Origin of the sequence: Gordonia sp. 135 (genome assembly GCF_009720185.1) — a bacterium.
In the GTDB taxonomy this organism is placed as follows: Bacteria; Actinomycetota; Actinomycetes; order Mycobacteriales; family Mycobacteriaceae; genus Gordonia; species Gordonia alkanivorans.
Genome location: NZ_CP046257.1, coordinates 2,620,333 through 2,645,308, shown reverse-complemented (window position 1 = coordinate 2,645,308; position 24,976 = coordinate 2,620,333). Strand labels below are relative to the sequence as shown.

Annotated in this window: 21 protein-coding genes and 1 pseudogene; 16 read left to right on the top strand and 6 right to left on the bottom strand. The window is 68.2% G+C overall.

The window, feature by feature from the left end; genetic code table 11:
- Positions 1-8 precede the first annotated feature (8 nt).
- Complete coding sequence (locus GKZ92_RS11875; RefSeq protein ID WP_006360415.1) at positions 9-791, top strand: crotonase/enoyl-CoA hydratase family protein; 783 nt, start codon at positions 9-11, stop codon at positions 789-791.
- A gap of 85 nt (positions 792-876) precedes the next feature.
- Here GKZ92_RS11875 and GKZ92_RS11870 read toward each other — a convergent pair.
- Both GKZ92_RS11870 and GKZ92_RS11865 read right to left on the bottom strand, forming a co-directional pair.
- Positions 877-2,463, bottom strand: a pseudogene (locus GKZ92_RS11870) (DUF222 domain-containing protein).
- A 153-nt stretch (positions 2,464-2,616) separates the two neighbouring features.
- Positions 2,617-3,540 carry a manganese-dependent inorganic pyrophosphatase gene (locus GKZ92_RS11865; RefSeq protein ID WP_035751572.1) on the bottom strand — a complete coding sequence of 308 codons (924 nt, stop codon included), beginning with the start codon at positions 3,538-3,540 and terminating at the stop codon, positions 2,617-2,619.
- A gap of 100 nt (positions 3,541-3,640) precedes the next feature.
- Between GKZ92_RS11865 and GKZ92_RS11860 the strand changes: the two genes are divergently transcribed.
- Together GKZ92_RS11860 and GKZ92_RS11855 are read left to right on the top strand one after the other, a co-directional pair.
- On the top strand, positions 3,641-4,087 hold the full coding sequence (locus GKZ92_RS11860) for a MarR family winged helix-turn-helix transcriptional regulator (RefSeq protein WP_035751574.1): 447 nt from the start codon (positions 3,641-3,643) through the stop codon (positions 4,085-4,087).
- Positions 4,084-5,559 (top strand): MFS transporter, encoded by a 1,476-nt coding sequence (locus GKZ92_RS11855; protein ID WP_035751577.1) that lies wholly within the window; start codon positions 4,084-4,086, stop codon positions 5,557-5,559. The genes GKZ92_RS11860 and GKZ92_RS11855 overlap by 4 nt, the downstream gene beginning before the upstream one ends.
- Before the next feature lies 1 nt (position 5,560).
- Here GKZ92_RS11855 and GKZ92_RS11850 read toward each other — a convergent pair whose 3' ends face one another.
- The gene (locus tag GKZ92_RS11850; RefSeq protein ID WP_042376268.1) at positions 5,561-6,373 is read right to left on the bottom strand and encodes an alpha/beta fold hydrolase; all 813 of its coding nucleotides are present in this window, start codon (positions 6,371-6,373) and stop codon (positions 5,561-5,563) included.
- 125 nt (positions 6,374-6,498) lie between these two features.
- Here GKZ92_RS11850 and GKZ92_RS11845 point away from each other — a divergent pair, with 125 nt between their 5' ends.
- The 5 genes from GKZ92_RS11845 to hisG all read left to right on the top strand — a co-directional run bounded on the left by GKZ92_RS11845 (position 6,499) and on the right by hisG (position 9,663).
- Positions 6,499-6,966, top strand: a complete 468-nt coding sequence (locus GKZ92_RS11845; RefSeq protein ID WP_006360409.1) for a CinA family protein — start codon at positions 6,499-6,501, stop codon at positions 6,964-6,966.
- A 4-nt stretch (positions 6,967-6,970) separates the two neighbouring features.
- Positions 6,971-7,765, top strand: a complete 795-nt coding sequence (locus tag GKZ92_RS11840) for a helix-turn-helix transcriptional regulator (protein WP_035751582.1) — start codon at positions 6,971-6,973, stop codon at positions 7,763-7,765.
- 50 nt (positions 7,766-7,815) lie between these two features.
- Positions 7,816-8,487 (top strand): HAD family hydrolase, encoded by a 672-nt coding sequence (locus tag GKZ92_RS11835; protein WP_042376306.1) that lies wholly within the window; start codon positions 7,816-7,818, stop codon positions 8,485-8,487.
- Positions 8,484-8,747, top strand: coding sequence for a phosphoribosyl-ATP diphosphatase (locus GKZ92_RS11830; protein ID WP_006360406.1), 264 nt, complete (start codon positions 8,484-8,486; stop codon positions 8,745-8,747). Before GKZ92_RS11835 ends, GKZ92_RS11830 begins: the two co-directional genes overlap by 4 nt.
- Positions 8,748-8,817: 70 nt before the next feature.
- Positions 8,818-9,663: an ATP phosphoribosyltransferase gene (gene hisG / locus GKZ92_RS11825; RefSeq protein ID WP_006360405.1), complete on the top strand. Its 846-nt coding sequence runs from the start codon at positions 8,818-8,820 to the stop codon at positions 9,661-9,663.
- A 166-nt stretch (positions 9,664-9,829) separates the two neighbouring features.
- Here hisG and GKZ92_RS11820 read toward each other — a convergent pair whose 3' ends face one another.
- Complete coding sequence (locus tag GKZ92_RS11820; protein WP_006360404.1) at positions 9,830-10,690, bottom strand: thioesterase family protein; 861 nt, start codon at positions 10,688-10,690, stop codon at positions 9,830-9,832.
- 48 nt (positions 10,691-10,738) lie between these two features.
- Positions 10,739-11,620: a RecB family exonuclease gene (locus GKZ92_RS11815; protein WP_006360403.1), complete on the bottom strand. Its 882-nt coding sequence runs from the start codon at positions 11,618-11,620 to the stop codon at positions 10,739-10,741.
- Positions 11,621-11,783: 163 nt separating this feature from the next.
- Here GKZ92_RS11815 and GKZ92_RS11810 point away from each other — a divergent pair, with 163 nt between their 5' ends.
- The 3 genes from GKZ92_RS11810 (at position 11,784) to GKZ92_RS11800 (ending at position 17,219) form a co-directional block, all read left to right on the top strand.
- The gene (locus GKZ92_RS11810) at positions 11,784-12,614 is read left to right on the top strand and encodes a tRNA (adenine-N1)-methyltransferase (protein WP_005200017.1); all 831 of its coding nucleotides are present in this window, start codon (positions 11,784-11,786) and stop codon (positions 12,612-12,614) included.
- A gap of 183 nt (positions 12,615-12,797) precedes the next feature.
- On the top strand, positions 12,798-14,585 hold the full coding sequence (arc, locus tag GKZ92_RS11805; RefSeq protein WP_155225302.1) for a proteasome ATPase: 1,788 nt from the start codon (positions 12,798-12,800) through the stop codon (positions 14,583-14,585).
- Positions 14,586-14,699: 114 nt separating this feature from the next.
- Complete coding sequence (locus GKZ92_RS11800) at positions 14,700-17,219, top strand: FHA domain-containing protein (protein ID WP_035751708.1); 2,520 nt, start codon at positions 14,700-14,702, stop codon at positions 17,217-17,219.
- Between the two features lie 108 nt (positions 17,220-17,327).
- On the opposite strand, the gene glgP is transcribed toward GKZ92_RS11800, so the two are convergent.
- A complete protein-coding gene (gene glgP, locus GKZ92_RS11795; RefSeq protein WP_035751590.1) occupies positions 17,328-19,886 on the bottom strand; it encodes an alpha-glucan family phosphorylase in 2,559 nt (852 codons plus the stop codon).
- 81 nt (positions 19,887-19,967) lie between these two features.
- Between glgP and dop the strand changes: the two genes are divergently transcribed.
- The 5 genes from dop to pafA all read left to right on the top strand — a co-directional run bounded on the left by dop (position 19,968) and on the right by pafA (position 24,959).
- Entirely contained in the window at positions 19,968-21,467 is a 1,500-nt protein-coding gene (gene dop, locus GKZ92_RS11790) for a depupylase/deamidase Dop (RefSeq protein WP_006360398.1), read from the top strand.
- A 194-nt stretch (positions 21,468-21,661) separates the two neighbouring features.
- The gene (locus GKZ92_RS11785) at positions 21,662-21,853 is read left to right on the top strand and encodes a ubiquitin-like protein Pup (RefSeq protein ID WP_004019064.1); all 192 of its coding nucleotides are present in this window, start codon (positions 21,662-21,664) and stop codon (positions 21,851-21,853) included.
- Positions 21,850-22,731: a proteasome subunit beta gene (gene prcB, locus GKZ92_RS11780; protein WP_006360397.1), complete on the top strand. Its 882-nt coding sequence runs from the start codon at positions 21,850-21,852 to the stop codon at positions 22,729-22,731. Before GKZ92_RS11785 ends, prcB begins: the two co-directional genes overlap by 4 nt.
- A complete protein-coding gene (prcA, locus tag GKZ92_RS11775; RefSeq protein ID WP_006360396.1) occupies positions 22,728-23,528 on the top strand; it encodes a proteasome subunit alpha in 801 nt (266 codons plus the stop codon). The genes prcB and prcA overlap by 4 nt, the downstream gene beginning before the upstream one ends.
- A gap of 72 nt (positions 23,529-23,600) precedes the next feature.
- Complete coding sequence (gene pafA / locus GKZ92_RS11770) at positions 23,601-24,959, top strand: Pup--protein ligase (protein ID WP_005200010.1); 1,359 nt, start codon at positions 23,601-23,603, stop codon at positions 24,957-24,959.
- Positions 24,960-24,976 lie beyond the last annotated feature (17 nt).

Sequence of the window (24,976 nt, the reverse complement as noted above, 5' to 3'; positions counted from 1 at the left end):
GAGGGGCGATGGGCGGGTCGGGAGTGATCGAACGGCCGCAGGGACCGGTCCGGATCATCGGGATCGACCGTCCCGACCGCCGCAACGCCGTGGATCGGGCGACCGCCGATGCCCTGGCCGACGCGTTTCGTCGGTTCGACGCCGACGAAACCGCCTCGGTGGCCGTGCTCTACGGCGAGGGCGGGACGTTCTGCGCCGGAGCCGATCTCAAGGCCATCGCCGACGGAACCCCCAACCGGGTGGAGTTCGACGGTGACGGCCCGATGGGCCCGACCCGGATGCGGTTGTCCAAACCGGTGATCGCGGCGATCTCCGGTCACGCGGTCGCCGGTGGCCTCGAACTCGCGCTGTGGGCCGACATGCGCGTCGTCGAGGAGGATGCTGTCTTCGGCGTCTTCTGCCGGCGCTGGGGCGTTCCGCTGATCGACGGTGGGACGGTGCGGCTTCCTCGGTTGATCGGGGAGAGCCGCGCGATCGACCTGATCCTCACCGGGCGCGCGGTGGCCGCGGACGAGGCGCTGCAGATCGGACTCGCGAATCGGGTCGTACCGTGCGGGACATCCCTCGACGCCGCCGTCGAGCTCGCGACCCAGATCGCACAGTTCCCGCAGACGTGCCTTCGCCAGGATCGTCTGTCTGTCCTCGAGCAGCCGGGCATGGACACCGACGCCGCCATGGTCAACGAGCTGCGCCATGGGATGGTGTCACTTGCCTCCGACACCGTCGCAGGAGCCGCGCGATTCGCCGACGGCGCGGGCCGTCATGGTCAGGGCATCACCTCTGCTCCCTGATCCGAAAGAACGCGACATAGCCCTCGCTGCCTGAGGTGCGAGGAGCGCAAGCGACGAGCCACGAAGGCTCACAGACCATTCGGCGTCACCCGCGCGGGTACGCCGCGGCGAGGAGTATCGAGGCAAGTGTGGCTTCGGCGTCGGAGGCGTTGCGGAGGTCGATGATCTGGCGCATCTCGAAGCGCGGTTGATCGCCGGACTCGGGTTTGGGTCAGTGGATATCGGTGCGCACCTGTTTCAGTTGTTCAGCGAATCGGCGGGGTATGTCGGGTCGCCGGTTGATGCGTTCGGGGTTGGGTGGTGCGCCGGGTTCGGCGTTGAGCCGCCAGGCGCAGCGGCCTTCGTCGGGTCCGTCCCGAACCATGCGGGTGGTGTACTGGCCGGGCTGGTCGCCGACCAGGCGGTTGTGTTTGGGACAGGCGGGGGCGAGGTCGGTGATGTCGGTGAGTCCGCCAAGGCCCCAATCCAGTTGGGCGTGGTGTATTTCCACGTGTGCGGCGGCTATGCCGCAGTCGGGGGTGGAGCAGCTTTCGCCGTCGGGTCTGGCGAAGGACACCAGGCGTTGTTCGCGGGTGGCCAACCTTTTGCCGCGGCCGAAGTAGAGCGGGACGGCGGTGGCGTCTTTGAATACCGCCAGCCAGGGTTGGGTGTCAGCGGCGAGTTTGATGAGGTCGGTGATGGGGATGAGGGTGCCGGTGGCGGTGGTGGCGAAACCGGCTTCGCGGACCAGGTCGTCGAGGTCGGCCTTGATGATCAATTGCGTGGGTAGTCCGCGGTGGCTCTTGCCCAGCAGGCCGTCGTCGAGGACAGCTTTGAGGAGGGCGTTGAAGGCGTCGTGATTGAGTTGGGCGGGGGTGCGGGTATCGCGTTCGGCAGCCGCCTCGACTGCTTCCGGATCGGCATCCTCGACTGAGCCACAGGGTGATTCGGGGTCATCCGGATTGTTCATGCCGGGTTTGGCCCACACGGCAAGCAACATGGTGACGCGCGCAAGCAGTTCGGGTGTGAGGTTGGCGGTCATTTTCGCGGTGCCGTCGGCGCGCTGGCGGTTCACGTACAGCTGGCGGCGGCGTTTGCGGTCGGTGTCGTCGGCGAGTGTGCCGTCGGGGTCCACGAGTGCCAGCAAGCGCGCCCCGAGGGCGGCGATGTCGGCGGGGGTGTGGTCGACGGCGATCTCGGCCATCTGTCGTTCGGCGGCGACTTTCACGTCGTGGTCGACGGCGTGGGGGATCTGGTCGAGGACGTCGAGCACGGCGTGCACGTGGGCAGATCCGACACGTCCGTCGGCGAAGGCTTCGGCCAGGGTGGGGTGCTGGGGTGGGAGTGGTTCGCCGGTGAGGCTGGGAAAGGTTGCGGTCGCTGACATCTGGTCGCGGCGCCGCATGGGGTGGGCGACGCGTAGGCGGTGGGTCATGAACTGGATGACGCTGCGGTGGCCGGTTTTGCGGGGCAGGTCGCGTTCGGTGGCTTCGACGATCTGTCGGTCACCGGCGAAACCCAGTCGAGCGATGGCTCGTTCGGTCTCGGCCGCGACATCGACGAGTGCGGCATCTGAGCACTGCGTGAGATCGACGGCCTGCAGTTCGGTCGTGATCCGGTGGAGTTCACCCACCAGTTCCTCGGCACGCGAGATGGGCTCGTCGGCGACGTCCACCTGCGAGGTATCCCTCATGGCGGCCACCCCCGACACCTGGTGCGAAATGTATGTTCGACAATACCCGCGATTGTGTTGTCGTGCAACGAATATCGTCGGTTCTTCCGGTCGCCAAGACTGTCGGTGCGGTGTGGTAACGCGGCTACCGTCCGACCTGTCAATCGGGCGAACTCAGCTCGTCAGCTCCTCGGTCAACTGCGGCACGATCTGCTTCTTCCGCGAGACGATGCCCTTGCCGAAGGCGTGCCCGTCGGCAACCGTGATCCCGAGCGCACGCTCGACGGCGTCGACGGGTTCACCGACCACGAGAAGGTCTGAGTCGCAGGCGATCACATCGGTGATCAGCAGCAGGAACAGATTGTGGCCCGCGGTCTCCCTCTCGGCGGCCATGGCCTCGAAGAACTCGTCGCGGCGGGCGAGGACGGCGTCGGAGTCGACGGTGGTCAGCTGGGCCACGCGCACGCTGGCCGATCCCATCGAGAAGGTCTTGGCGTCGAGTCCGATGATCGACGACGCCGGTTGGTCACCGAGGTCCGTTCCGGCGCGGAGTAATCGGTTCCCGTAGTCCACGAGGTCGACGCCGGCGATCGTCGCGAGCTCCTCGGCGGCGATGCGATCGGAGTCGGTGGTCGTGGGGGAGTTCAGCAGGAGGGTGTCGGAGATGATCGCCGACAACATGATCCCGGCGGTGTCGGCGGGGATCTCGACCTCGCTCTCCGCGTACATGCGGGTGAGGATCGAACACGTACATCCGACCGGCTCGACTCGCATGTACAGCGGCGCGGCGGTCTCGAAGTTGGCGATGCGGTGATGGTCGATCACCTTGCGGACGGTGACGTCGGCGATGTCGGCGACGCTCTGCTGGCGTTCGTTGTGGTCGACGAGCATCACGTCGTGGGGGCTCGCGTGCTCGATGACGCGCGGCGCCGCGAGGCCGAAGTGGTCGAGCGCAAAGGCCGTCTCCGGGCCGGGTGAGCCGAGGGCGACGGCTTCCGCGTCAACTCCGAGTGCCTGTTCGAGCCGTGCCAGGCCGATCGCGGACCCGATCGCGTCGGTGTCGGGATTGCGGTGTCCGATGACGAGGATCTTCGACATGCGACTCAGCTTTCGCTCGACGTTGCTGCATCCCAGCGTACGGCGGAGCTCCGACGTTCGATGATTGCCGCAGAGATAGTTGTAAAACTACAATCGTTTTATGTCGACAACGGACGCCCACGTGCGCTCGCAGACCACCACCGAGGTGTGGTTCGCGATGAACAGCCTCGTGCGGGATCAAGAGAAGCAGTCGCGTGCCCGCATCAGCGAGGTCATCGACATCCCGTTCAGCCGGTTCCGCGCGCTCCGCCGTGTCGCCGTGCGGCCGATGACGCAGCGAGACCTCGCGGAGCGAATGGGTGTGGATGCATCGGCCATGAGCGGCATCGTCAATGATCTCGTCGCCCGCGGGCTCGTGACCCGGGAGGCCGACGCCGACGACGGCCGGTGTAAGCGCGTCACGATCACCGACGCCGGCCGCCGGGTGATGGACGAGGTGACCGCGAACCCCGCGACTGCGCCCGAGATGTTCGCCGCGCTCGACGAGGCGCAGCTCCAGCAGCTCGCGGAATTGCTCGATCTCCTCCGCGCGGCGGCCGAGTCGTGAACGCCGCACGCGCTGCGTTGCGCGCTCGATCGGCCGACGGCACCCTGACGCGGCGGGACCGGCTCGTCATCCTCGCCACCTGTTGCCTGAGCCTGTTCATCGTCGGCCTCGACGTGTCGGCGGTGAATGTCGCGTTGCCGTCGATCAGTTCGGACCTCGGCGCGACGCCGGCGCAGCTGCAGTGGGTCCTCGACGCGTATGCGCTGGTGATCGCGAGCCTGCTGATCTTCGGCGGATCGCTCGGAGATCGCCTGGGCCGCAAGCGGATCTTCCAGGTCGGCCTGGTGACCTTCGGCGTCGCCTCGGTGTTGTGTTCGCTGGCACCGACACCGGAGGTCCTCATCGGGGCACGCATGTTGCAGGCCGTCGGCGGCGCGATGCTCAACCCGGTCGCGCTGTCGATCGTCACCAACGTCTTCGTCGATCCTCGCGAGCGTGCGCAGGCGATCGGACTGTGGGGCACCGCGTTCGGCATGAGCCTGGCATTCGGGCCGGTCGTCGGTGGGGCCCTCGTCTCCGGGATCGGGTGGGAGGCGATCTTCTGGCTCAACGTTCCGGTCTGCCTGCTCGCCCTCGGACTGACGATGCGATTCGTCCCGGAGTCGAGGGCCGAGCACGCTCGCCGCGCGGACCCGGTCGGACAGGTGTTGATCCTGACCCTCCTCGCCACCCTCACCTTCGCCATCATCGAGGGACGCCCCCAGGGGTGGACGTCACCGGGAGTGCTCACGTGTTTCGCCGTGTCGGCCGGCGCGTTCGTCGCGATGATCGCGTACGAGAGTCGCCGCGAGGAGCCGCTTCTCGACCCGCGATTCTTCCGGAGCGCGCCGTTCTCGAGCTCGGTCGCATGCGCGGTCATCGCCTTCGCCGCCACCGGGGGCTTCCTGTTCCTCAACACCTTGTACCTGCAGGAGGTTCGTGAGATGTCGCCGCTGCACGCGGGACTCATGACCTTGCCGATGGCGGCGGCGTCGGTGGTCTGCGCGCCCATCGCCGGTCGGCTCGTGGGCGATCGGGGAGCCCGGACACCGATGGTGATCGGAGGAGTCGGGATGGTGGCGGGCGCCCTGATGCTCACCGGCCTCGGCAACGACACCTCCCTCGTCTACGTCGGCGGCGCATATCTGGTCTTCGGGCTCGGCTTCGGGTTCCTCAACGCACCGATCACCAACGGGGCGGTCTCGGGGATGCCCCGAACGCAGGCGGGTCTGGCGTCGGCGATGGCCTCGACCGGCCGCCAGGTCGGCACCGCGCTCGGTGTCGCGGTGTTCGGCGCGGTGGCGTTCGCCGGAATCGAGGGGTCGGTCGCCGACGGGCTCGCCGCCGCCGCCCGCCCGGTGTGGCTGATCATGGCGCTGTGTGGCGCTACGGTCCTCGTTCTCGCCTTCGTCTCGACGGGGGCGTGGGCCCGTGGAACGGCTGCCCGCACACGCGAGCGGATCGAGTCCACGTCGGGGACCTGGGTGCCCTGACCTACCCCGGCCGGCGCTGAGCGTCGGCTTCGGTGGCTGCCCGTGCACCGGTTGCCTGCGAGTCCCACCACTCCGCGATCCGTTGCGCGACGACGTCGGGCGTACGGACCCAGCCGATGTGCGTCGTGTTGCCGCCCGCCGGGCATCGTGCGTCGTCGTAGCGCCAGTGGGTGATCGACTCCGGCGAGAACGCGGCGTCGAACGCTGATGCCGCACCGTCGGTGACGATCTCGTCGTCATCGAGCCGGATGGCCAGGGTCGGTGTCTCGATCGAGCCGTCGAGGGCGAACGGCGCCCTACCGGTGAGGACCATACGTGCCCACTGCCGCATCAGCGTTCGGGCCGTGGGGCCGCCGAAACCCTGCCGGGGCCAATGGCCGACGGCACCCGATACGGGCCCGACGGCCACGGCGATCGCGCCCAGGGCCAGACCGCGGAGCCCGTAGTGGCGTACCGCCGGCACCGACGCGCCCACTGCGACGATCCCGTCGGGCGTGTGATCCGACGACTGGGCGACCATCGCGGCGAGTTGCGCACCGAGGCTGTGCCCGACCACGACGACCCGCGTGCCCGGGACGTCGGCCCGGGTGCCGGCGATCGCATCGGCGAGGTCGGCGGCCTCGTCCTCGTAGGACCAGTCGGCGGTGTGGGAGGGCGGGGTTGTACCTTCCTCGACACCGCGGCGCGCGACGACGCGGACATCGAGCCCGTATCCCGTCAGTGCCTCCGTCAGCCGTCGGTAGACCCGCGCCGGCACGGCCATCGCCGGGGAGATCAGGATGGCGGTCGGCCGATCTGTGCTGGTCTGGGTCATGGCCCAAGAGTGACGCATCGCCGACGCCGGCACCACTACCTACCAGGTAGTGGTTTGATCTCGGCCCTATCCGGATATCGCCGGGGTGCTGTGATCGAAGATTCCGACCGAAAGGCGAGCCACCGATGTCCGACGTGACCGATTTCTCCGAGACGTGCGCGCGACTGGCCGACGCGATCGTGGAGCAGGGTGTGCACGTCGCGGTCGCGGAGTCGCTGACCGGCGGCAACCTCGCGAGCGAGCTGAGCAAGGCCCCGCAGGCGGGGGACTGGTTCCGCGGCGGCGTCATCGCCTACCACGAGGACGTGAAGTTCGGCCTACTCGAGGTGCCCGAAGGGCCCGTCGTCAGCGAGACGGCCGCACGCGCCATGGTGGCCACCACCGCGCGACTGTTCGACGCCGAGATCGTCGTCGCGGTGACCGGCGAGGCGGGGCCGGAACCCGACGAGGCCGCACCGGGAACCGTATGGTTCGGACTCGACCATCGCGGCCGGGTCTCCGCGACCCGCAAGGAGTTCGACGGCGAGCCCGAAGACGTTCTCGCCCAGACCATCGCGTACTCACTCGAACTGATCGAGAGCTGTCTACGATGACCCCATGACCGTCGAGGTGGGAACTCTGCTGCAGCAGTGGCGGTCTCGCCGGTCCATCAGTCAGCTCGACCTCGCCTACGAGGTCGGGGTCTCGCCGAAGCACCTCAGCTTCGTCGAGACGGGTAAGTCCCGCCCGAGTCCGGGGCTGCTTCACGCGCTGGCCGAACGTCTCGACATCCCTCTGCGCGAACGTAATTCGCTCCTCCTCGCGGCCGGTCACGCACCGCGCTACAGCGAGGAGCCCCTCGACTCGGAGACGATGACCCGCGTGCGCGGCGAGGTCAAGAGACTGCTCGACGCGCACAACCCCAACATCGGGATGGCCCTCGACCGCGCGTGGAACGTCGTGTTGGCCAACGACACCGCGATGCGGCTCCTGTCCCTGCTCCCGGACGAGCTCCAAGCCAGGCCGGTCAACCTGTTCCGGGTGTCGCTGCACCCCGACGGCTTCGCGCGGATGACGCACAACCTCGACGAGTGGGCCTCCTACCTGCTCGACCTCCTTCGTCGGATGGTGCGCATCACCGGCGACGAACGACTCGCCGAGCTCGAACGCGAGGTGTCGTCGTATCCGACCGTGTCCGGTCTGAACGGCGGGCAGGTGTCGGGCAGGTCGCGAGAGGTGGGTTCGCTGCTGGTGCCGTTCGAGCTGGAACTCGGCGACGAGGTCTTGTCCTTCTTCAGCACCCTGACCACCTTGGGTTCACCCCGCGATGTCACGCTCGAAGAGCTGACGATCGAGCTTTTCTACCCGGCCGACGAGCCGACGGAACGATGGGTTGCGATGATGCAGGGGTGACCGACTCCGCTGATCCCGCATTCCGACTCCCCGCCGCCGTCCTCTGGGACATGGACGGCACGCTGCTCGACTCCGAGCCGATCTGGGAGATAGCGATGTCCGAGCTGGCGGCGCTCCATGGCATCGCGATGACCCCGCACCTGCGCGAATCGACGCTCGGCAACTCCCTGCCCGACGCGCTGGCGAAGGTCCACGACGCCGCGGGTCTGTCGCCCGAGGTCCGGGATCCCGCCGCGGACGGACGGTGGACGCTGGACCGGGTGACCGAACTCTTCCAGGAGGGTCTCCCGTGGCGACCCGGCGCACTCGAGGCGCTGGAACTGATCGCCTGTGCCGGTATCCCGATGGCGCTGGTCACCAATACGGTGCGTGAGGCAGCCGATGTGGCCCTGGAGACGATCGGCCGTCATCGCTTCGCGACCACGGTCTGCGGCGACGAGGTCGCCGTCGGCAAACCCGCTCCCGACCCGTACATGCGCGCCGCCGAACTGCTCGGATTGCCGACCGCGGAATGCCTGGCGGTGGAGGATTCCCCGACCGGCGCTCAGGCCGCGACGGCGGCCGGATGTCTCACCCTCGTCGTCGAATCCGCGGCACCGGTGGAACCCGGACCGCTGCGGGTGTTTCGACGCTCTCTGGTCGGATTGGGACTCGACGACGTCACCGAGGCATGGACCGGCGGTCTCGCGCGTACCGCGACATGCCAAAATGAGGAATCGTGAAGACATTCGAGGAGCTGTTCGCCGAACTCAGCGACAAGGCCGAGAACCGCCCCGCGGGGTCGGGCACGGTCGCCGCGCTCGACTCGGGTGTGCACACCCTGGGCAAGAAGATCATCGAAGAAGCCGGCGAGGTGTGGCTCGCCGCCGAGCACGAGTCCGACGACTCGCTCGGCGAGGAGATCTCCCAGCTCATCTACTGGCTGCAGGTGATGATGATCAAACGGGGCCTCAAGCCGGAGGACGTGTACCGACATCTGTGACCGGAAGCCCCGGTCGCCGACACACAACCTCCCGCTCAGCTGAGCACAACCCCACGAAAAGGACATCGAGATGCTGCGAGTGGCTGTACCCAACAAGGGTGCGCTCTCCGAATCCGCGTCGGCCATTCTCTCCGAGGCCGGCTACCGCAAACGATCCGACTCCAAGGATCTGACGGTTCTCGACAACAACAACGACGTCGAGTTCTTCTTCCTCCGTCCCAAGGACATCGCCATCTACGTCGGGTCGGGACGCCTCGACCTCGGCATCACCGGCCGAGACCTCGCCGGCGACTCGGGAGCCCAGGTCCACGAGCAGCTCGCGATGGGCTTCGGCACGTCGACCTTCCGCTACGCGGCCCCGGCCGACCAGGAGTGGACCGTCGCCGACCTCGCCGGCAAGCGCGTCGCGACGTCGTACCCGAACCTGGTGCGCGACGACCTCGCCGGGCGCGGCATCACCGCCGACATCATCCGGCTCGACGGCGCGGTCGAGATCTCCATCCAGCTCGGGGTGGCCGACGCGATCGCCGACGTCGTCGGTTCCGGACGCACGCTGCGCCAGCACGGGCTGGCTGCCTTCGGCGAGTCGCTGTGCGACTCCGAGGCCGTGCTGATCTCCCGGCGCGACGCCGATCTCACCAAAGCCGAGAAGCAGTTCATCGCGCGCGTCCAGGGCGTCGTCTTCGGACAGCAGTACGTGATGATCGACTACGACTGCCCCAAGTCGCTCCTCGACAAGGCAACGGCGATCACCCCGGGCCTCGAGTCCCCGACGGTCGCCCCGATGGCAGATCCCGATTGGGTCGCCGTCCGCGCGATGGTTCCGCGCAAGGACCACCAGAACCTGATGGATGAGCTCTCCGAGCTCGGCGCGAAGGCGATCCTCGCCACCGACATCCGCTCCTGCCGGTTCTGACCCTTCGAGACGGCCGTCGCAGGCTCCGGCCTCCTCAGGGGGCGGGGGACGGCGGTCCGTCGCAGGCTCCGGCCTCCTCAGGGAGCGAAAAGGGGCACCCTCGACCAATCTCGGGGGTGCCCCTTTTCTCCTCCCTGAGGAGCGAGCTTGCGAGCGCCTCGAAGGGTCAGCCGACGGCGTTGAGCAAGACCGTCTGCGCCGACCGGCCGATGTAGCCGGAGGTGTCGTACAGGTCGCCGAGGGTCGCGCCGAAACCGTCGGGTCCGGCGACCATGTTGGCGTCGATGCCGACCCACGGCCCGCTCGGTACCCGCGTCAGATGCACGGTGGTGTCGGTGTTCATCCAGGACCAGCGGTCCGGGCGCAGTCTCGTACCCACACCGTTGGCGACGTCGATCACGATGAACATGGCCTCGAGGTCCGAGGTCTTCTCGCCCTCGACCAGCGGGAGGGCCGCGCGCAGCCACACCGCCGGGGTCTCGCCGTAGCGGCCCTCGGTGCGTGCCGATTCGACGGTTCCGATGAACCCGAGCGTTCCCCAGCTCACTGCTTCGCCGCTGTCGTCGGGGAACCCGATCTGGCTCGGCAGCTCGTCGGGCAGCGGGGTCAGGGGAGCGGGACCGTTGGCGATCTCGCTGGTGTCCGCGCCGCGGATGCGCCAGCCCACCGACTTCGCGGCCGTGCGGAACGAGCCGTCGGCCCGCTGCACCTCGAGCTCGGTCTCGACGAGACTGATCTGCCTACCCGGGCGGATCACGCGAGCGTGAATCCGGTTGACGCCCAGCCCGATCGGGCCGAGGATCTCGGTCGTCACGCGGGTGAAGTGCTGTGAGGGATCCGGGTCGCAGCGCAGCAACGACCGCATCATCAGCGCCGACGGCGGGCCGCCGTGCTGCATGGTCGGCGACCAGACGCTCAGGGTGGCGTCGGTCGGCTGGAAGTACTCATATCGCGCCGACGGGTCGCCGGCCGGGCTGGTGCCGTCGGACGCCGGGGCGTCGACGGGGACGTAGTACGAACTCTCCACGTGTCCAGCCTATGTGCATCTACATAATCGGGCGTCCCGGGGTGTGCCTCAGGCGACGAACCCGGGCGGCGGACCGGGGTAGGGCGGGATCTCGCCGCCGAACTCCGGGCACCGCGACTGGTGTTCGCAGAACCGGCACATCCGGGACTTCCGCGGCCGGAAGTCCCCGGAGGCGACGCCGGTGCGGATGGCCTGCCAGATCGCGCGCAGCGTCCGCTCGAAGCGGAGCAGCTCGTCGTGATCGGGGTGGTAGATCAGCTGCTGGCCGTCGGACAGGTACATCAGTTGCAGCCGGGCCGGCACGACGCCGCGCGTCCGCAGGATCGCCAGCGCATAGAACTTCATTTGGAACAGCGCCTTGGCCTCGTAGGCCTCGCCGGGGGAGCGTCCGGTCTTGTAGTCGACGACGCGGATCTCGCCGGTCGGTGCGACGTCGATACGGTCGATGAAGCCGCGCATCAGCATGTCGTCGGCCTCGATCTCGACGTGTTCCTCCACCGAGTCGGCATCGAAGGCGGTGGGGTTCTCCATCGTGTAGTACGTCGCGATGAGCTTGTGTGCACCGGCGATGAACGCCGCCTGACCGCCCTCGTCGATCACCCGCGCGAGCTGCGGGTCCTCCTCGCACAGCGCCGCCCAGGCCCCCTCGACGAGCAGCTCTGCCGAATCCTGGGTGCGGAGCTCGGCAGGCATGTCGAAGAGGTTCTCGAGTGCCGCATGGACGACGGTGCCGCGGGTCTGTGCGGCGGTCGGCGTCTCCGGGAAACGGTCGATGGCGCGGAACCGGTACAGGAGCGGGCATTGCTTGAAGTCCGCCGCCCGCGACGGAGACAGAGCCAGGGGGCGTCCGACGATCCCGCGCGCCCCCTCCGACGGGGGCGGCTCCGGCGCGGGGGTCGCGCTGGCGGAGGGGTTGTCGGTGCCGGTCATCGTGCTCACATCTCGCAGACTAGGCCGCAGCCCCGACACTCTGCCGGTCCGACACCCACCTGCGGTCGGGTATCGTCCTCACGGCCCACCGGACTCCCGACCACCACCTTCTCCGCCAGCGCGGAGGCGTCGGCTCCGTCCCGTTCACGAGAGGAAGCACCCAGTGCCCACCACCGGACCGTTCGCCGTCGGCGACCGGGTTCAACTGACCGATGCCAAGGGCCGAAAGTTCACGGTGCTCCTCGAAGAGGGCAAGCAGTTCCACACCCACCGCGGCGCCATCTCGCACGACGATCTCATCGGCTCGCCCGAGGGCAGCGTCGTCTCGGCCACCAGCGGCACCCAGTACCTCGCGTTGCGGCCGCTGCTCGTCGACTACGTGCTCTCGATGCCGCGCGGTGCCCAGGTCATCTACCCCAAGGACGCCGCGCAGATCGTCCTCGAGGGCGACATCTTCCCGGGCGCCCGCGTCTTGGAGGCCGGCGCCGGATCCGGCGCGCTGACGTGTTCACTGCTCCGCGCCGTCGGCACCGAGGGCGAGGTGAACTCCTTCGAGATCCGCGAGGATCACGCCGAGCATGCGATCCGCAACGTCGAGACCTTCTTCGGTGGCCGCCCGGACAACTGGAACATCGTCGTCGACGATCTCGCGAACGTCGACCAGGACGAACGCTTCGACCGCGTCATCCTCGACATGCTCGCGCCGTGGGAGCCCCTCGACGTGGTGCGCACCGTGTTGAAACCAGGCGGGGTCCTGACCATTTATGTGGCGACCGTCACCCAGCTCTCGCGCGTGATCGAGGCGCTGCGCGAGCAGGAGTGCTGGACCGAACCGCGTGCCTGGGAAACCCTGCTGCGTGAGTGGTCGGCGGTGGGTCTGGCCGTGCGGCCCGAACACAAAATGCAAGGCCACACCGCGTTTCTGATCACCGCCCGGAGGCTGGCCGACGGCACCACCACGTTGCGTCCGCAGCGTCGTCCGACCAAGGGCTGAGTTCTGCTCGTCCCGACCGCGGTCAACATCGCGATCACGTTGCGAAGACGCACATTTAACACACCCTCAACACCCCCGATCGGTCCGGTGAAGGGCGATTCTGCGTCCGTGCCGGTAGCGTAGGGATACGGCGCGAGCATTCCGATCGTGGGATCGGGTGATTGCCGGGGAGAGGAGTCAGCAATGACCGAATCTGACCGCCATGACGCCACCGGGGACCGTGCGGTCCCCGAGAGAGCGAGTGCACCCGACGAGGGCTTCACCCCTGCCTACACCCCGCCTCTCGCGCGGAGTGGTTCCGAACGCCCGTCGTTCGGACGCCAGGCAGACACCGATAGCCTCCAGGAACGCGTCGACAGCCTCACGGCGCGCAACGCGAAGCTGCTCGACACGCTCAAAGAAGCGCGTCAGCAACTCGTCGCCTTGCGCGAGGAGGTCGACCGTCTCGGTCAGCCGCCGAGCGGCTACGGGGTCCTGCTCGAGGTGTACCCCGACGCGACCGTCGACGTGTTCACCTCCGGTCGCAAGATGCGGCTCACCTGCTCGCCGAACATCGACACCGAGACCTTGACCAAGGGCCAGACGCTGCGTCTGAACGAGGCCCTGACCATCGTCGAGGCCTTGGCGTTCGACACGGTCGGCGAGATCAGCACTCTGCGCGAGGTTCTCGGGGACGGCAAGCGGGCGCTGGTCGTCGGTCATGCCGACGAGGAGCGCGTCGTGTGGTTGGCCGAGCCGTTGCTGGGCGAGGTCGACGCGGAGGACGGCAAGCGCCGCAAGCTGCGTCCGGGCGACTCGCTGCTCATCGACACCAAGGCCGGGTTCGCCTTCGAGCGGGTGCCCAAGGCCGAGGTCGAGGACCTCGTCCTCGAAGAGGTGCCGGACGTCGGGTACGAGGACATCGGTGGTCTCGGCCGGCAGATCGAACAGATCCGCGACGCCGTCGAACTGCCGTTCCTGCACAAGGACCTGTTCCGCGACTACCAGCTGCGGCCGCCGAAGGGCGTGCTGCTCTACGGTCCGCCCGGTTGCGGTAAGACGCTCATCGCCAAGGCCGTCGCGAACTCCCTTGCCAAGAAGATCGCGCTGTCCCGCGGAGACGACGCCAAGGAGGCGAAGTCCTACTTCCTCAACATCAAGGGTCCCGAGCTGCTCAACAAGTTCGTCGGTGAGACCGAGCGTCACATCCGGCTGATCTTCCAGCGCGCCCGGGAGAAGGCGTCCGAGGGCACCCCGGTCATCGTGTTCTTCGATGAGATGGACTCGATCTTCCGCACCCGCGGCTCCGGTGTCTCCTCCGACGTCGAGACCACGGTCGTGCCGCAGCTGCTCAGCGAGATCGACGGTGTGGAAGGCCTCGAGAACGTCATCGTGATCGGTGCGTCGAACCGCGAGGACATGATCGACCCCGCGATCCTGCGTCCCGGCCGCCTCGACGTGAAGATCAAGATCGAGCGTCCCGACGCCGAGTCGGCGATCGACATCTTCTCGAAGTACCTCACCGAGGAACTGCCGATCCACGCCGACGACATCGGCGAGTTCGGCGGGGATCGCACGGCCTGCATCAAGGCGATGATCGAGAAGGTCGTCGAGCGGATGTACGCAGAGAGCGAGGACAACCGGTTCCTCGAGGTCACCTACGCCAACGGCGACAAGGAGATCATGTACTTCAAGGACTTCAACTCGGGCGCGATGATCCAGAACGTCGTCGACCGTGCGAAGAAGTACGCGATCAAGTCGCAGCTCGACACCGGTGCCCCGGGTCTGCGTGTGCAGCACCTCTTCGATTCGATCCTCGACGAGTTCGCGGAGAACGAAGATCTGCCCAACACCACCAACCCGGACGACTGGGCTCGCATCTCGGGCAAGAAGGGCGAGCGGATTGTTTACATCCGCACGCTGGTCACCGGCAAGTCCTCCGGGACGAGCCGCGCCATCGACACCGAGACGAACACCGGGCAATACCTGTAGCACGCGCCTCATCCAGCAGACGACCGACTCCCCAGGGGGTCGGTCGTCTGCTGTACAGAACGGCATGAAAACCGTCGTCAAGCACTAAAGTTGGCGGCGATGAACAGTACATCGATGGCTCGCGGTCGGGTGATCGTCGACGGTGGGGCGCCTCATCCGCTGGGCGAATCCCCGCGCATCACCCTGGGCAGGGAACCCGACAACGACATCGTGATCAATCATCCGATGGTGTCGCGTCGGCATCTCGCCATCGAGTGGCGCGGGGCTGCGTGGTATCTCGTCGACATCGGTAGCACCAACGGCTTTTTCGCCGGCGGACGACGCCTGGCCGAGCTCATGGTCGCCGGCCCGACGCAGGTCCGGCTCGGCGACGTGAGCACCGGTCCGATAGTCGACCTGGTGATCGATCCGACCGCCTACCCGCCACCGCCGAGCGGTCAGATGCCGTCCGCACCCGCCCGTCCGGGTCCGTTCCCGCCGGGGCCACGGTCAGCGGGTTTCGCCGCCCCCGGCCACCCGGGACCGAACATGCCGCAGTCGGGCCGCATCCCGTCACGATCCTCGGGCGGACCCTCGCGCGCCGGTGCGCCGGAACCGATGCCCGCCGAGCTGCGCGACGCCCCGCATCTGCAGGCGCTGAAACAGAACGTCTCGGCGGTCTACCGGCTTCCGGGAGCACCGACTCCGCCCGAGCGCGAGTCGATCTCGCTGCGCGGTGTGCAGCGCATCGGCCGCACACCGGACAACGACATCGTCGTCAGCGACGTCCTCGCCTCCCGCCACCACGCGCAGGTGTCGAGCCGCGGCGGCGTCCTGGTCATCGACGACCTCGGCAGCGTCAACGGCACCTTCGTCAACGGCCGCCGGGTCAACAACGCGCCGCTGTCCGACGGTGACGTGGTCACGATCGGCAACAGCGACTTCGTGGTGTCCGGCGGCACGCTCATGCGCGGCCAGGAGAGCGCGGCGGTCGCCGACGGTCTCCACGTGCACGGGGTCAGCCTCATCGTCGACGGTGGTAAGCGGCTTCTCGCCGACGTCGACTTCAGCGCGAGTCCCGGCACGCTCACCGCGGTGATCGGCCCGTCCGGCGCCGGCAAGTCGACCGTGTCGAAGATCGCCGCGGGCCTGAACTCGCCGACGAGCGGCCTGGTCACCTTCGAGAGTCGCAACGTCCACGCCGAATACGACGCCCTCCGCACCCGAATCGGGATGGTCCCGCAGAAGGATGTGCTCCACCACAAGCTCACGCTCCGGCAGGCCCTGCGCTACGCGGCAGAGCTGCGACTGCCGCCCGACCTGTCGAAAGAAGACCGCGACCGGGTCATCGACGGCGTCCTCGGCGAACTCCAACTGACCGAGCACGTCGACACCCGCGTCGAGAAGCTCTCCGGCGGACAGCAGAAGCGTGCATCGGTCGCGATGGAGCTGCTCACCGGTCCATCGCTGCTGATCCTCGACGAGCCGACGTCGGGTCTCGACCCGGCCCTCGACCGCCAGGTGATGGCGACCCTGCGGCGCCTCGCCGACGCCGGCCGCGTCGTCCTCGTGGTCACCCACTCGCTGACGTACCTGTCGATGTGCGACCAGGTGCTGCTGCTCGCCCCGGGCGGCAAGACCTCGTTCTGCGGTGCGCCGGCGCAGGTCGAACAGGAGATGGGGACCTCCGACTGGGCGGAGATCTTCGCCTATGTCGCCGACCAGCCCGACGCCGCGTACACGCGCTACCTCGAACGGCATCGGCGTGCTCCGAATCCACCGCCGCCGCAACGTCCTCCGGGCCCGCCGATACCGGTGCCGCACACCAGCTTCACCAGACAGGCGTCGACCATCGCCCGACGCCAGGTACGGCTCGTCTTCGCCGACATCGGCTATCTGGTGTTCCTGGTGTTGCTGCCGGTGGTCCTCGGACTGCTGACGCTGGTCATCCCGGGGTCGAGTGGTTTCGCCCGACTCGAGGTGATCCCGAACGCGCCGCCACCCAAAGACGGCGCGGAGGCGATCCAGATCCTGGTGGTCCTCGTCGTGGGTGCCGCGTTCATGGGTGCGGCTCTGACGGTGCGCGACCTCGTCGGTGAGCGCGACATCTTCGAGCGGGAGAGAGCCGTCGGATTGCGTCCCGGCGCTTACCTGTTCGCGAAGATCGTGGTCTTCTTCATCGCCGCGATCCTGCAGACGATCATCATGGTCGGCATCACCTTCGCCGGTCGTGGGCTACCCGACTTCGGCGGCCCGATCCTGCCCCCGCCGCTGGCCCTGCTGTTCGCCGTCGCCGTGCTCGCCTGTGTGAGCACCCTTGTCGGACTCGCGATCTCGTCGGCGGTGAAATCCAACGAACAGGTGATGCCGCCGCTGGTCATCGTGGTGATGGTGCAGCTCGTCTTCTGCGGCGGCCTGTTCAAGCTGGACGGTGTCGGCCTGCAGCAACTGTCGTGGATCTTCCCCTCGTTCTGGGGTTACGTCACCGCCGCCGGCAGTGTCGACCTGTACAACATCAACGTCGCCGCACCCCAGCGGATCACGTTGTGGGAGACCTCGATCGCCCACAGCGCCATCGCCTACTCGGTGCTCGCCTTCATCAGCTTCCTGCTGCTGGCCTTCACCTACTCACGGTTGCGGCTGAAAAAGCGCTGAGCCAGCCGCACCCGACCGGTAGACGTCAACTCGACCGGCAGACGTCGATCGAGGTCTGGCGGTCGGGGCTGAGGTTCGGCAGTCGGGCCGAGCTCGTACGGCCTTCGCCTATCCCGCCGCATCGCCCGACGCCACCGGATACCGGACGAGTCCGAGTTCCGCGTCGTGCGAGAGCTGTTCGTGGCGGGGGAGTACGCGCACCGTGTAGCCGAGGTGGCCCGACGCCGGCGGGGTGGCCAGCACCGAGAAGATCACGCGACCCGACGCATCTCGTTCGGCGGCCGGGCTCATGTCGGTGATCGCGGGGTCGACGATGTCGCCGTCGTCGGTCACGCGGCCCAGCACGAGTTGGACACGGAGACTGTCGGGGTCGAGTTCGCCGACCGCCACGTGGGCGGACACGCGGAGACCGTCGTTCTCGCTCTCCTCGTCCACACCCGCGACGACGACCGAGCCCCAACCGGTCTCGATCTCCCGCCGATAGACGGCGAGGTCACGGGCGCCGGCATGATCGTCGGCGCACGCGGCGACGTAGGCCGCCGCGGCGGGGCAGTACAGCTCGGTGGTGTAGTCGCGAACCATGCGCGAGGCGAGGACTTGGGGGCCCAGACGGGTGAGCGTGTGGCGCATCATCTCCACCCACCGCGTCGGCAGCCCGTTCTCGTCCCGCTGATAGAACAGCGGGATCACCGTGTCCTCGAGGAGTGCGTAGAGAGCTTCGGCCTCGAGGTCGTCGCGCCGGTTCTCGTCCTCGACTCCCTCGGCCGACGGGATGGCCCAACCGTTGTCGTCGTCGGCCATCTCGTCCCACCAGCCGTCCAGGATGGACAGGTTGAGGCCGCCGTTGAGCGCCGACTTCATCCCCGATGTCCCGCACGCCTCCATCGGCCGCACCGGGTTGTTCAGCCACACGTCGCAGCCGGCGTAGATGTGGCGGGCCATCGAGATGTCGTAGTCGGGCAGGAACACGATGCGGTCGCGCAACTGCGGGTCCTCGGCGAAACGCACCACCTGCTGGATGAGCGCCTTGCCACCGTCGTCCGCCGGATGCGCCTTGCCCGCGATGACGAGCTGCACCGGCCGGTCCGGGTCGGTGAGGATGCGGCGCATGCGGTCCGGGTCGCGCAGCATGAGCGTGAGCCGCTTGTACGTTGCTGCGCGACGGGCGAATCCGATCGTCAGCACGCCCGGGTCGAAGAGGTCGGCGGTCCAACCGAGTTCGGCGTCGGTGAAGCCACGCTCGCGTCCGCTCGCATGCGCCCGGCGCCGGACCTCGGCGACGAGCTCGGCCCGCAGCGATTCGTGGGTCGACCAGATCGTCTCGGCGGGCAGCCCGGCGTAGACCTCGGGCGCGGAATCCTCGTCACTCGAGGCGAAGTCACGCCACACCTTCGCCACCCAGGTTGGGCCGTGCACGCCGTTGGTCACCGCGCCGATCGGCACGTCCGCGGCGTCGAAGCCGGGCCACAGGTCGGCGAACATCTCCCGGCTCACCTCGCCGTGCAGCTGCGAGACGCCGTTGCTGCGCTGGCCGAGCCGAAAGCCCATGTGCGCCATGTTGAACACGCCCGGGTCGGCCTCGTCGCCGAGCTCGGCGATGGTCGACGCGGGCAGGCCGGGCAGCAGTCGCGAGGTCCCGGAGGCGTCGGCGTCGAGGTACCGGTTCACCAGATCGGTGGGGAAGCGGTCGATCCCCGCCGGCACCGGGGTGTGCGTGGTGAAGATGTTCGACGCCCGGACCACGGCCTCGGCGGTGTCGAAGTCGAGCCCGGCGGCCACGTACTCCCGGATGCGTTCGGTGCCCAGGAATCCGGCGTGGCCCTCGTTCATGTGGAACACCGTCGGCTCGTCCCGGCCGGTCGCCCGCACATAGGCGCGTAGCGCGCGCACCCCGCCGATGCCGAGGAGGATCTCCTGCAGGATGCGATGCTCCTGGTCGCCGCCGTAGAGCCGGTCGGTGACGCCGCGCAACTGGTCGTCGGTGTTGGCTGCGATGTTGGAGTCGAGGAGCAGCAACGGGATCCGGCCGACGCTGGCAACCCACACCTGTGCAGACAGGGTCCGGCCGTCGGGCATGGAGATCTCGACGACGACGGGCGCGTCCCCGTCGGTGAGGAGGGTCAGCGGCAGATCCCGCGGGTCGTTGACCGGATATCGCTCCACCTGCCGGCCGTCGTGGTCGAGGCCCTGGCGGAAGTAGCCGGACCGGTAGAACAGTCCGACGCCGATCAGCGGGAGCCCGAGGTCCGAGGCGGCCTTCAGGTGATCGCCGGCGAGGATGCCGAGCCCGCCGGAGTAGATGGGCAGCACCTCGGAGACGCCGAACTCCATGGAGAAGTACGCGATCCCGGGCGGGACCGGATGGGTCTGCGCGTACCCGCCGAACCACTGCGGCGCATCGAGGTACTCCTCGAGACTCGCGTGCGCCGCCGAGACCCGCGCGCGGAAGTCCCCGTCGGCCGCCAGCTCGGTCAGCCGGGCCGGGTCGACGTCGGCGAGCACCCGCAACGGATCACCCGTCGCCTCCCACCGCTCGGCGTCGATCGTGGCGAACAACTCCTGGGTCGGCGGGTTCCACACCCAGCGCAGGTTGTGCGACAGGGGACCGAGGGCGGCGAGTTCGGGAGGCAGCGGCACCCGAACGGTGAACCGGCGGAAAGCTTTCACGGCGACGACGGTACTGGTGCCGGGCCCGCCCTGCGAGCGGGACGCTGCGAGCCTCTCCGCATCACCCTCTACCCTCGAAGCATGCAGCGAATCATCGGTACCGAGGTCGAGTACGGAATCTCCGCGCCCGGCGACCCGACCGCGAATCCGATCATGACCTCCACGCAGGCCGTTCTCGCCTATGCGGCGGCCGCCGGCGTGCCCCGCGCCAAGCGCACGCGCTGGGATTACGAGGTCGAGTCCCCGCTCCGCGACGCCCGCGGATTCGACCTCGGCCGCGGTTCCGGACCGGCTCCGATCATCGACGCCGACGAGATCGGCGCGGCCAACATGATCCTCACCAACGGCGCCCGCCTGTACGTCGACCACGCCCATCCGGAGTACTCCGCACCCGAGGTGACCGACCCGATGGACGCGGTCATCTGGGACAAGGCGGGCGAACGCGTCATGGAGGCCGCCGCACGCCACGTGGCGAGCGTTCCGGGTGCGCCCAAGCTGCAGCTCTACAAGAACAACATCGACGGCAAGGGCGCCTCGTACGGCACCCACGAGAACTACCTGATGGCCCGCGAGACCCCGTTCACCGCGGTCATCGCGGGTCTGACCACGTTCTTCGCCTCGCGTCAGGTCATCACCGGCTCGGGTCGCGTGGGCATCGGCCAGTCGGGCGACGAGGCGGGCTTCCAGCTCTCGCAGCGCTCGGACTACATCGAGGTCGAGGTCGGTCTCGAGACCACCCTCAAGCGCGGCATCATCAACACCCGCGACGAGCCCCACGCCGACCCGGAGCGCTACCGCCGGCTGCACGTCATCATCGGCGACGCCAACCTGGCCGAGACCGCGACCTACCTCAAGGTCGGGACCACCGCGCTGGTCCTCGACCTCATCGAGGCGGGCGTCGACTTCTCCGACATCGAGCTCGCCCGCCCGGTCCAGGCCGTGCACACCATCAGTCACGATCCGACCCTGACCGCGACCGTCGCACTCACCGACGGCCGCGAGCTCACCGGCCTGGCCCTGCAGCGCGAGTACCTCGAACGCTGCATGAAGTTCCACGAGCAGGAGCACTCCGACGACGAGCGGGCCAAGCACGTCCTCGAGACGTGGGCGGATGTGCTCGACCGCCTCGAGCGCGATCCGATGGAATGCTCCGACATCCTCGACTGGCCGGCCAAGCTGCGCATCCTGGAGGGCTTCCGCCAGCGTGAGGGCCTGTCCTGGTCGGCCCCGCGCCTGCAGCTCATCGACCTGCAGTACTCCGACGTCCGCCTCGACAAGGGTCTCTACAACCGCCTCGTCGCGCGCGGCTCGATGAAGCGTCTGGTCGACGAGAACGACGTGCTCGCCGCGATCCACGAGCCGCCGCGCAACACCCGCGCCTATTTCCGCGGCGAATGTCTCCGTCGTTTCGGGGCAGATGTCGCCGCGGCCAGCTGGGATTCGGTCATCTTCGACCTCGGCGGGGACTCCCTCGTCCGCATCCCGACGCTCGAGCCGCTGCGCGGGACGCAGGCCCACGTGGGCAAGCTTCTCGATTCGGTCAACTCCGCCGCCGAACTGGTCGACCAGCTGACGACCTGACACGCGCGGGGCATGTGCTTTGTTCCGCCCCAGTTGTCGCCGCCACAGGTAGTGTGGGACCACACGATTCCGAGGCCGATTCACCAGGGATCAGCGCCCGGCGGAAGCCGGTGAGATCCCAGGGGTCGCAAGACCCGATGGTGGTCGGTCGCGGGTAGCCCGCCAAGGGGCGATCGGTTTCAAGGAGGCAGCAGATGGCGCAGGAACAGACCAAGCGTGGTGGCGGCGGCGACGATGAGGGCGTCGGCCCCGATTCCGGTGCCGGACAGGAACGTCGCGAGAAGCTGGCCGAGGACACCGACGACCTGCTCGACGAGATCGATGACGTGCTCGAGGAGAACGCCGAGGACTTCGTGCGTGCTTACGTGCAGAAGGGCGGCCAGTGAGCGACAGGTTCGGATCACTGCCCCCTTTTTCACAATTTCGTACGGGTTCTGCTCTCGGCGCGGACATCTCGTCGTTCACCGAGTTCCTGCGGTTGCACGCGCCGGAGCAGCTTCCGCAGGCTCAGGTTGATCGCGTGGGTTCGTTCGCCGGGGGCGCAGACGGCGCCGGAGACATCCCGCACGGCACGACGATAGTCGCCGTGTCGTATCCGGGTGGGGTCGTGCTCGCCGGTGACCGGCGGGCCACGATGGGCAACCTGATCGCCACGCGCGACGTCAAGAAGGTCTACATCACCGACGAGTACTCGGCGGCCGGCATCGCCGGCACCGCGGGTATCGCGATCGAGATGGTCCGGCTCTTCGCCGTCGAACTCGAGCACTACGAGAAGATCGAGGGTGTCCCGCTCACGCTCGACGGCAAGGTCAGCCGGCTCGCGAGCATGGTGCGCGGCAACCTCGGCGCGGCCCTGCAGGGTCTCGCCGCGATCCCTCTTCTCGTGGGCTACGACATCGACCACGACGACCCGACCGAACGCGGCCGGATCTTCAGCTTCGACGTGGCGGGTGACCGTCACGAGGAGTTCGGCGGCTACACGGCCATCGGTTCCGGATCGGTGTTCGCGAAGTCGTCGCTGAAGAAGCTCTACCGCTCGGACCTGACCGCCGACGAGGCGATCGCCATCGCGGTCGAGTCGCTCTACGACGCCGCCGACGACGATTCGGCGACCGGCGGACCGGACCTGGTCCGCAAGATCTTCCCGATGGCCGCGGTCGTCGACGCACAAGGTGCACGGGAGGTGGACGCGGCCGAGATCGAGAGTGCGGCGCGGGCCGTCGTCGAACGCCGTGCCGCCGAGCACGAGGGAGGTGCCCGATGACCTTCCCGTATTACGCCAGTGCCGAGCAGATCATGCGCGATCGCTCGGAGCTCGCGCGCAAGGGCATCGCACGCGGGCGGTCCGTGGTGATCCTGACCTATGCCGACGGGGTGCTGTTCGTCGCGGAGAACCCGTCGAACACCCTGCGGAAGACGAGCGAGATCTACGACCGCATCGGCTTCGCCGCGGTGGGCAAGTACAACGAGTTCGAGAGCCTGCGCAAGGCAGGAATCCAGCTCGCCGACATGCGGGGCTACAGCTACGACCGCGCCGACGTGTCCGGTCTGTCCCTGGCCAACACCTACGCCAATGCCCTGGGCAGCGTCTTCACCGAGCAGGCCAAGCCGTTCGAGGTCGAGCTGTGCGTGGCCGAGGTCGCCCGGGCGGGCAAGCCGAAACCGTCTCAGCTGTACCGCATCTCCTACGACGGGTCGATCACCGACGAGACCCGGTTCCTGGTGATGGGCGGCGCGACCGAACCGATCGCGGCGGCTCTCAAGGAGAGCTATGCCCCCGACATGGCGCTCGCCGAGGCGATCGGGGTCGCGGTCAAGGCGCTCGCCACCCCGGCCGACTCCGGCAACGGAGCCCCGGCGTCGCCGCGCGAGCTGACCGCCGGCGACCTCGAGGTCGCGATTCTCGACCGCAACCGGCCGCGACGGGCGTTCAAGCGCCTGACCTCGGCCGCGGTCGAGGAACTCCTGCCCGCTGCCGCACCCACGACCAACTCCCCGGCCGAGGGTTCCTCAGCGGACGACACCACCTCCGGCGGCGACTCTTCCGGCGGATCGGACTAGAACGCGACGACTCGCGGTCGGCCTGGCGCTTCTGCCCGGTCGGCCGCGGGTCCCGCGAGTAGGGTTGGTCAAGTGCAGCGACGAATCATGGGCATCGAGACCGAGTTCGGTGTCACATGCACCTTCCACGGTCATCGGCGGCTGAGTCCTGACGAGGTCGCGCGGTACCTGTTCCGCCGCGTCGTGTCATGGGGTCGGTCGTCGAACGTCTTCCTGCAGAACGGCGCACGCCTGTACCTCGACGTCGGATCGCACCCCGAATACGCGACCGCCGAGTGTGACAGCCTGATCCAGCTGATCAACCACGACCGCGCCGGCGAACTGGTCCTCGAGGACCTGCTCGTCGACGCCGAGCAGCGTCTTGCCGACGAGGGGATCGGCGGCGACATCTACCTGTTCAAGAACAACACCGACTCCGCGGGCAACTCCTACGGCTGCCACGAGAACTACCTCGTCGTGCGGGCGGGGGAGTTCTCCCGGATCTCCGACGTCCTCCTGCCGTTCCTGGTGACCCGGCAGCTGATCTGCGGCGCAGGCAAGGTGCTGCAGACCCCGAAGGCCGCCACCTTCTGCCTCTCGCAGCGCGCCGAGCACATCTGGGAGGGCGTCTCCTCGGCCACCACCCGCTCGCGCCCGATCATCAACACCCGCGACGAGCCGCACGCCGACGCCGAGAAGTACCGGCGCCTGCATGTCATCGTCGGCGACTCGAACATGTCCGAGATGACGACCCTGCTGAAGGTCGGCTCGGCGGCGCTGGTGCTCGAGATGATCGAGGCCGGCGTGGCGTTCCGGGATTTCGCCCTGGACAATCCGATCCGCGCCATCCGCGAGGTCAGCCACGATCCCACCGGCCGGCGTCCCGTGCGTCTCGCCGGCGGACGGCAGGCCAGTGCCCTCGACATCCAGCGCGAGTACCACGCCCGCGCGGTCGAGCACCTCACCAACCGCCGTCCCGACCCCGAGATGGACATGGTCGTCGACCTGTGGGGCCGCATGCTCGACGCGGTCGAGGCCGACGACTTCGCGAAGGTCGACACCGAGATCGACTGGGTCATCAAACGAAAGCTGTTTCAGCGCTACCAGGACAAGTATTCGATGGAGCTGTCGGACCCGAAGATCGCGCAGCTCGACCTCGCCTTCCACGACATCAAGCGCGGCCGCGGTGTGTTCGACGTCCTGATGCGCAAGGGGCTCGTGGCCCGTGCGACCACCGACGAGGCCATCAAGACCGCCGTCAACGAGCCGCCGCAGACCACCCGTGCCAAGCTCCGTGGTGACTTCATCTCGGCGGCGCAGAAAGCGGGACGCGACTTCACGGTCGACTGGGTGCACCTCAAGCTGAACGACCAGGCCCAGCGCACCGTGCTGTGCAAGGACCCGTTCCGCAGCGTCGACGAGCGGGTCGACCGGCTGATCGCATCCATGTGAGCGAGCCTCCGCACCGC

What these genes read in the sequence shown, in the direction of transcription:
- GKZ92_RS11840 (WP_035751582.1), top strand. Translation starts at nt 6,971, where the DNA reads ATGACCGTCGAGGTGGGAACTCTGCTGCAGCAGTGGCGGTCTCGCCGG.
- GKZ92_RS11800 (WP_035751708.1), top strand. Translation starts at nt 14,700, where the DNA reads ATGGCTCGCGGTCGGGTGATCGTCGACGGTGGGGCGCCTCATCCGCTG.
- arc (WP_155225302.1), top strand. Translation starts at nt 12,798, where the DNA reads ATGACCGAATCTGACCGCCATGACGCCACCGGGGACCGTGCGGTCCCC.
- GKZ92_RS11835 (WP_042376306.1), top strand. Translation starts at nt 7,816, where the DNA reads ATGGACGGCACGCTGCTCGACTCCGAGCCGATCTGGGAGATAGCGATG.
- GKZ92_RS11815 (WP_006360403.1), bottom strand. Translation starts at nt 11,620, where the DNA reads ATGACCGGCACCGACAACCCCTCCGCCAGCGCGACCCCCGCGCCGGAG.
- GKZ92_RS11845 (WP_006360409.1), top strand. Translation starts at nt 6,499, where the DNA reads ATGTCCGACGTGACCGATTTCTCCGAGACGTGCGCGCGACTGGCCGAC.
- GKZ92_RS11865 (WP_035751572.1), bottom strand. Translation starts at nt 3,540, where the DNA reads ATGTCGAAGATCCTCGTCATCGGACACCGCAATCCCGACACCGACGCG.
- GKZ92_RS11875 (WP_006360415.1), top strand. Translation starts at nt 9, where the DNA reads ATGGGCGGGTCGGGAGTGATCGAACGGCCGCAGGGACCGGTCCGGATC.
- hisG (WP_006360405.1), top strand. Translation starts at nt 8,818, where the DNA reads ATGCTGCGAGTGGCTGTACCCAACAAGGGTGCGCTCTCCGAATCCGCG.
- dop (WP_006360398.1), top strand. Translation starts at nt 19,968, where the DNA reads ATGCAGCGAATCATCGGTACCGAGGTCGAGTACGGAATCTCCGCGCCC.
- prcA (WP_006360396.1), top strand. Translation starts at nt 22,728, where the DNA reads ATGACCTTCCCGTATTACGCCAGTGCCGAGCAGATCATGCGCGATCGC.
- GKZ92_RS11860 (WP_035751574.1), top strand. Translation starts at nt 3,641, where the DNA reads ATGTCGACAACGGACGCCCACGTGCGCTCGCAGACCACCACCGAGGTG.
- GKZ92_RS11785 (WP_004019064.1), top strand. Translation starts at nt 21,662, where the DNA reads ATGGCGCAGGAACAGACCAAGCGTGGTGGCGGCGGCGACGATGAGGGC.
- GKZ92_RS11850 (WP_042376268.1), bottom strand. Translation starts at nt 6,373, where the DNA reads ATGACCCAGACCAGCACAGATCGGCCGACCGCCATCCTGATCTCCCCG.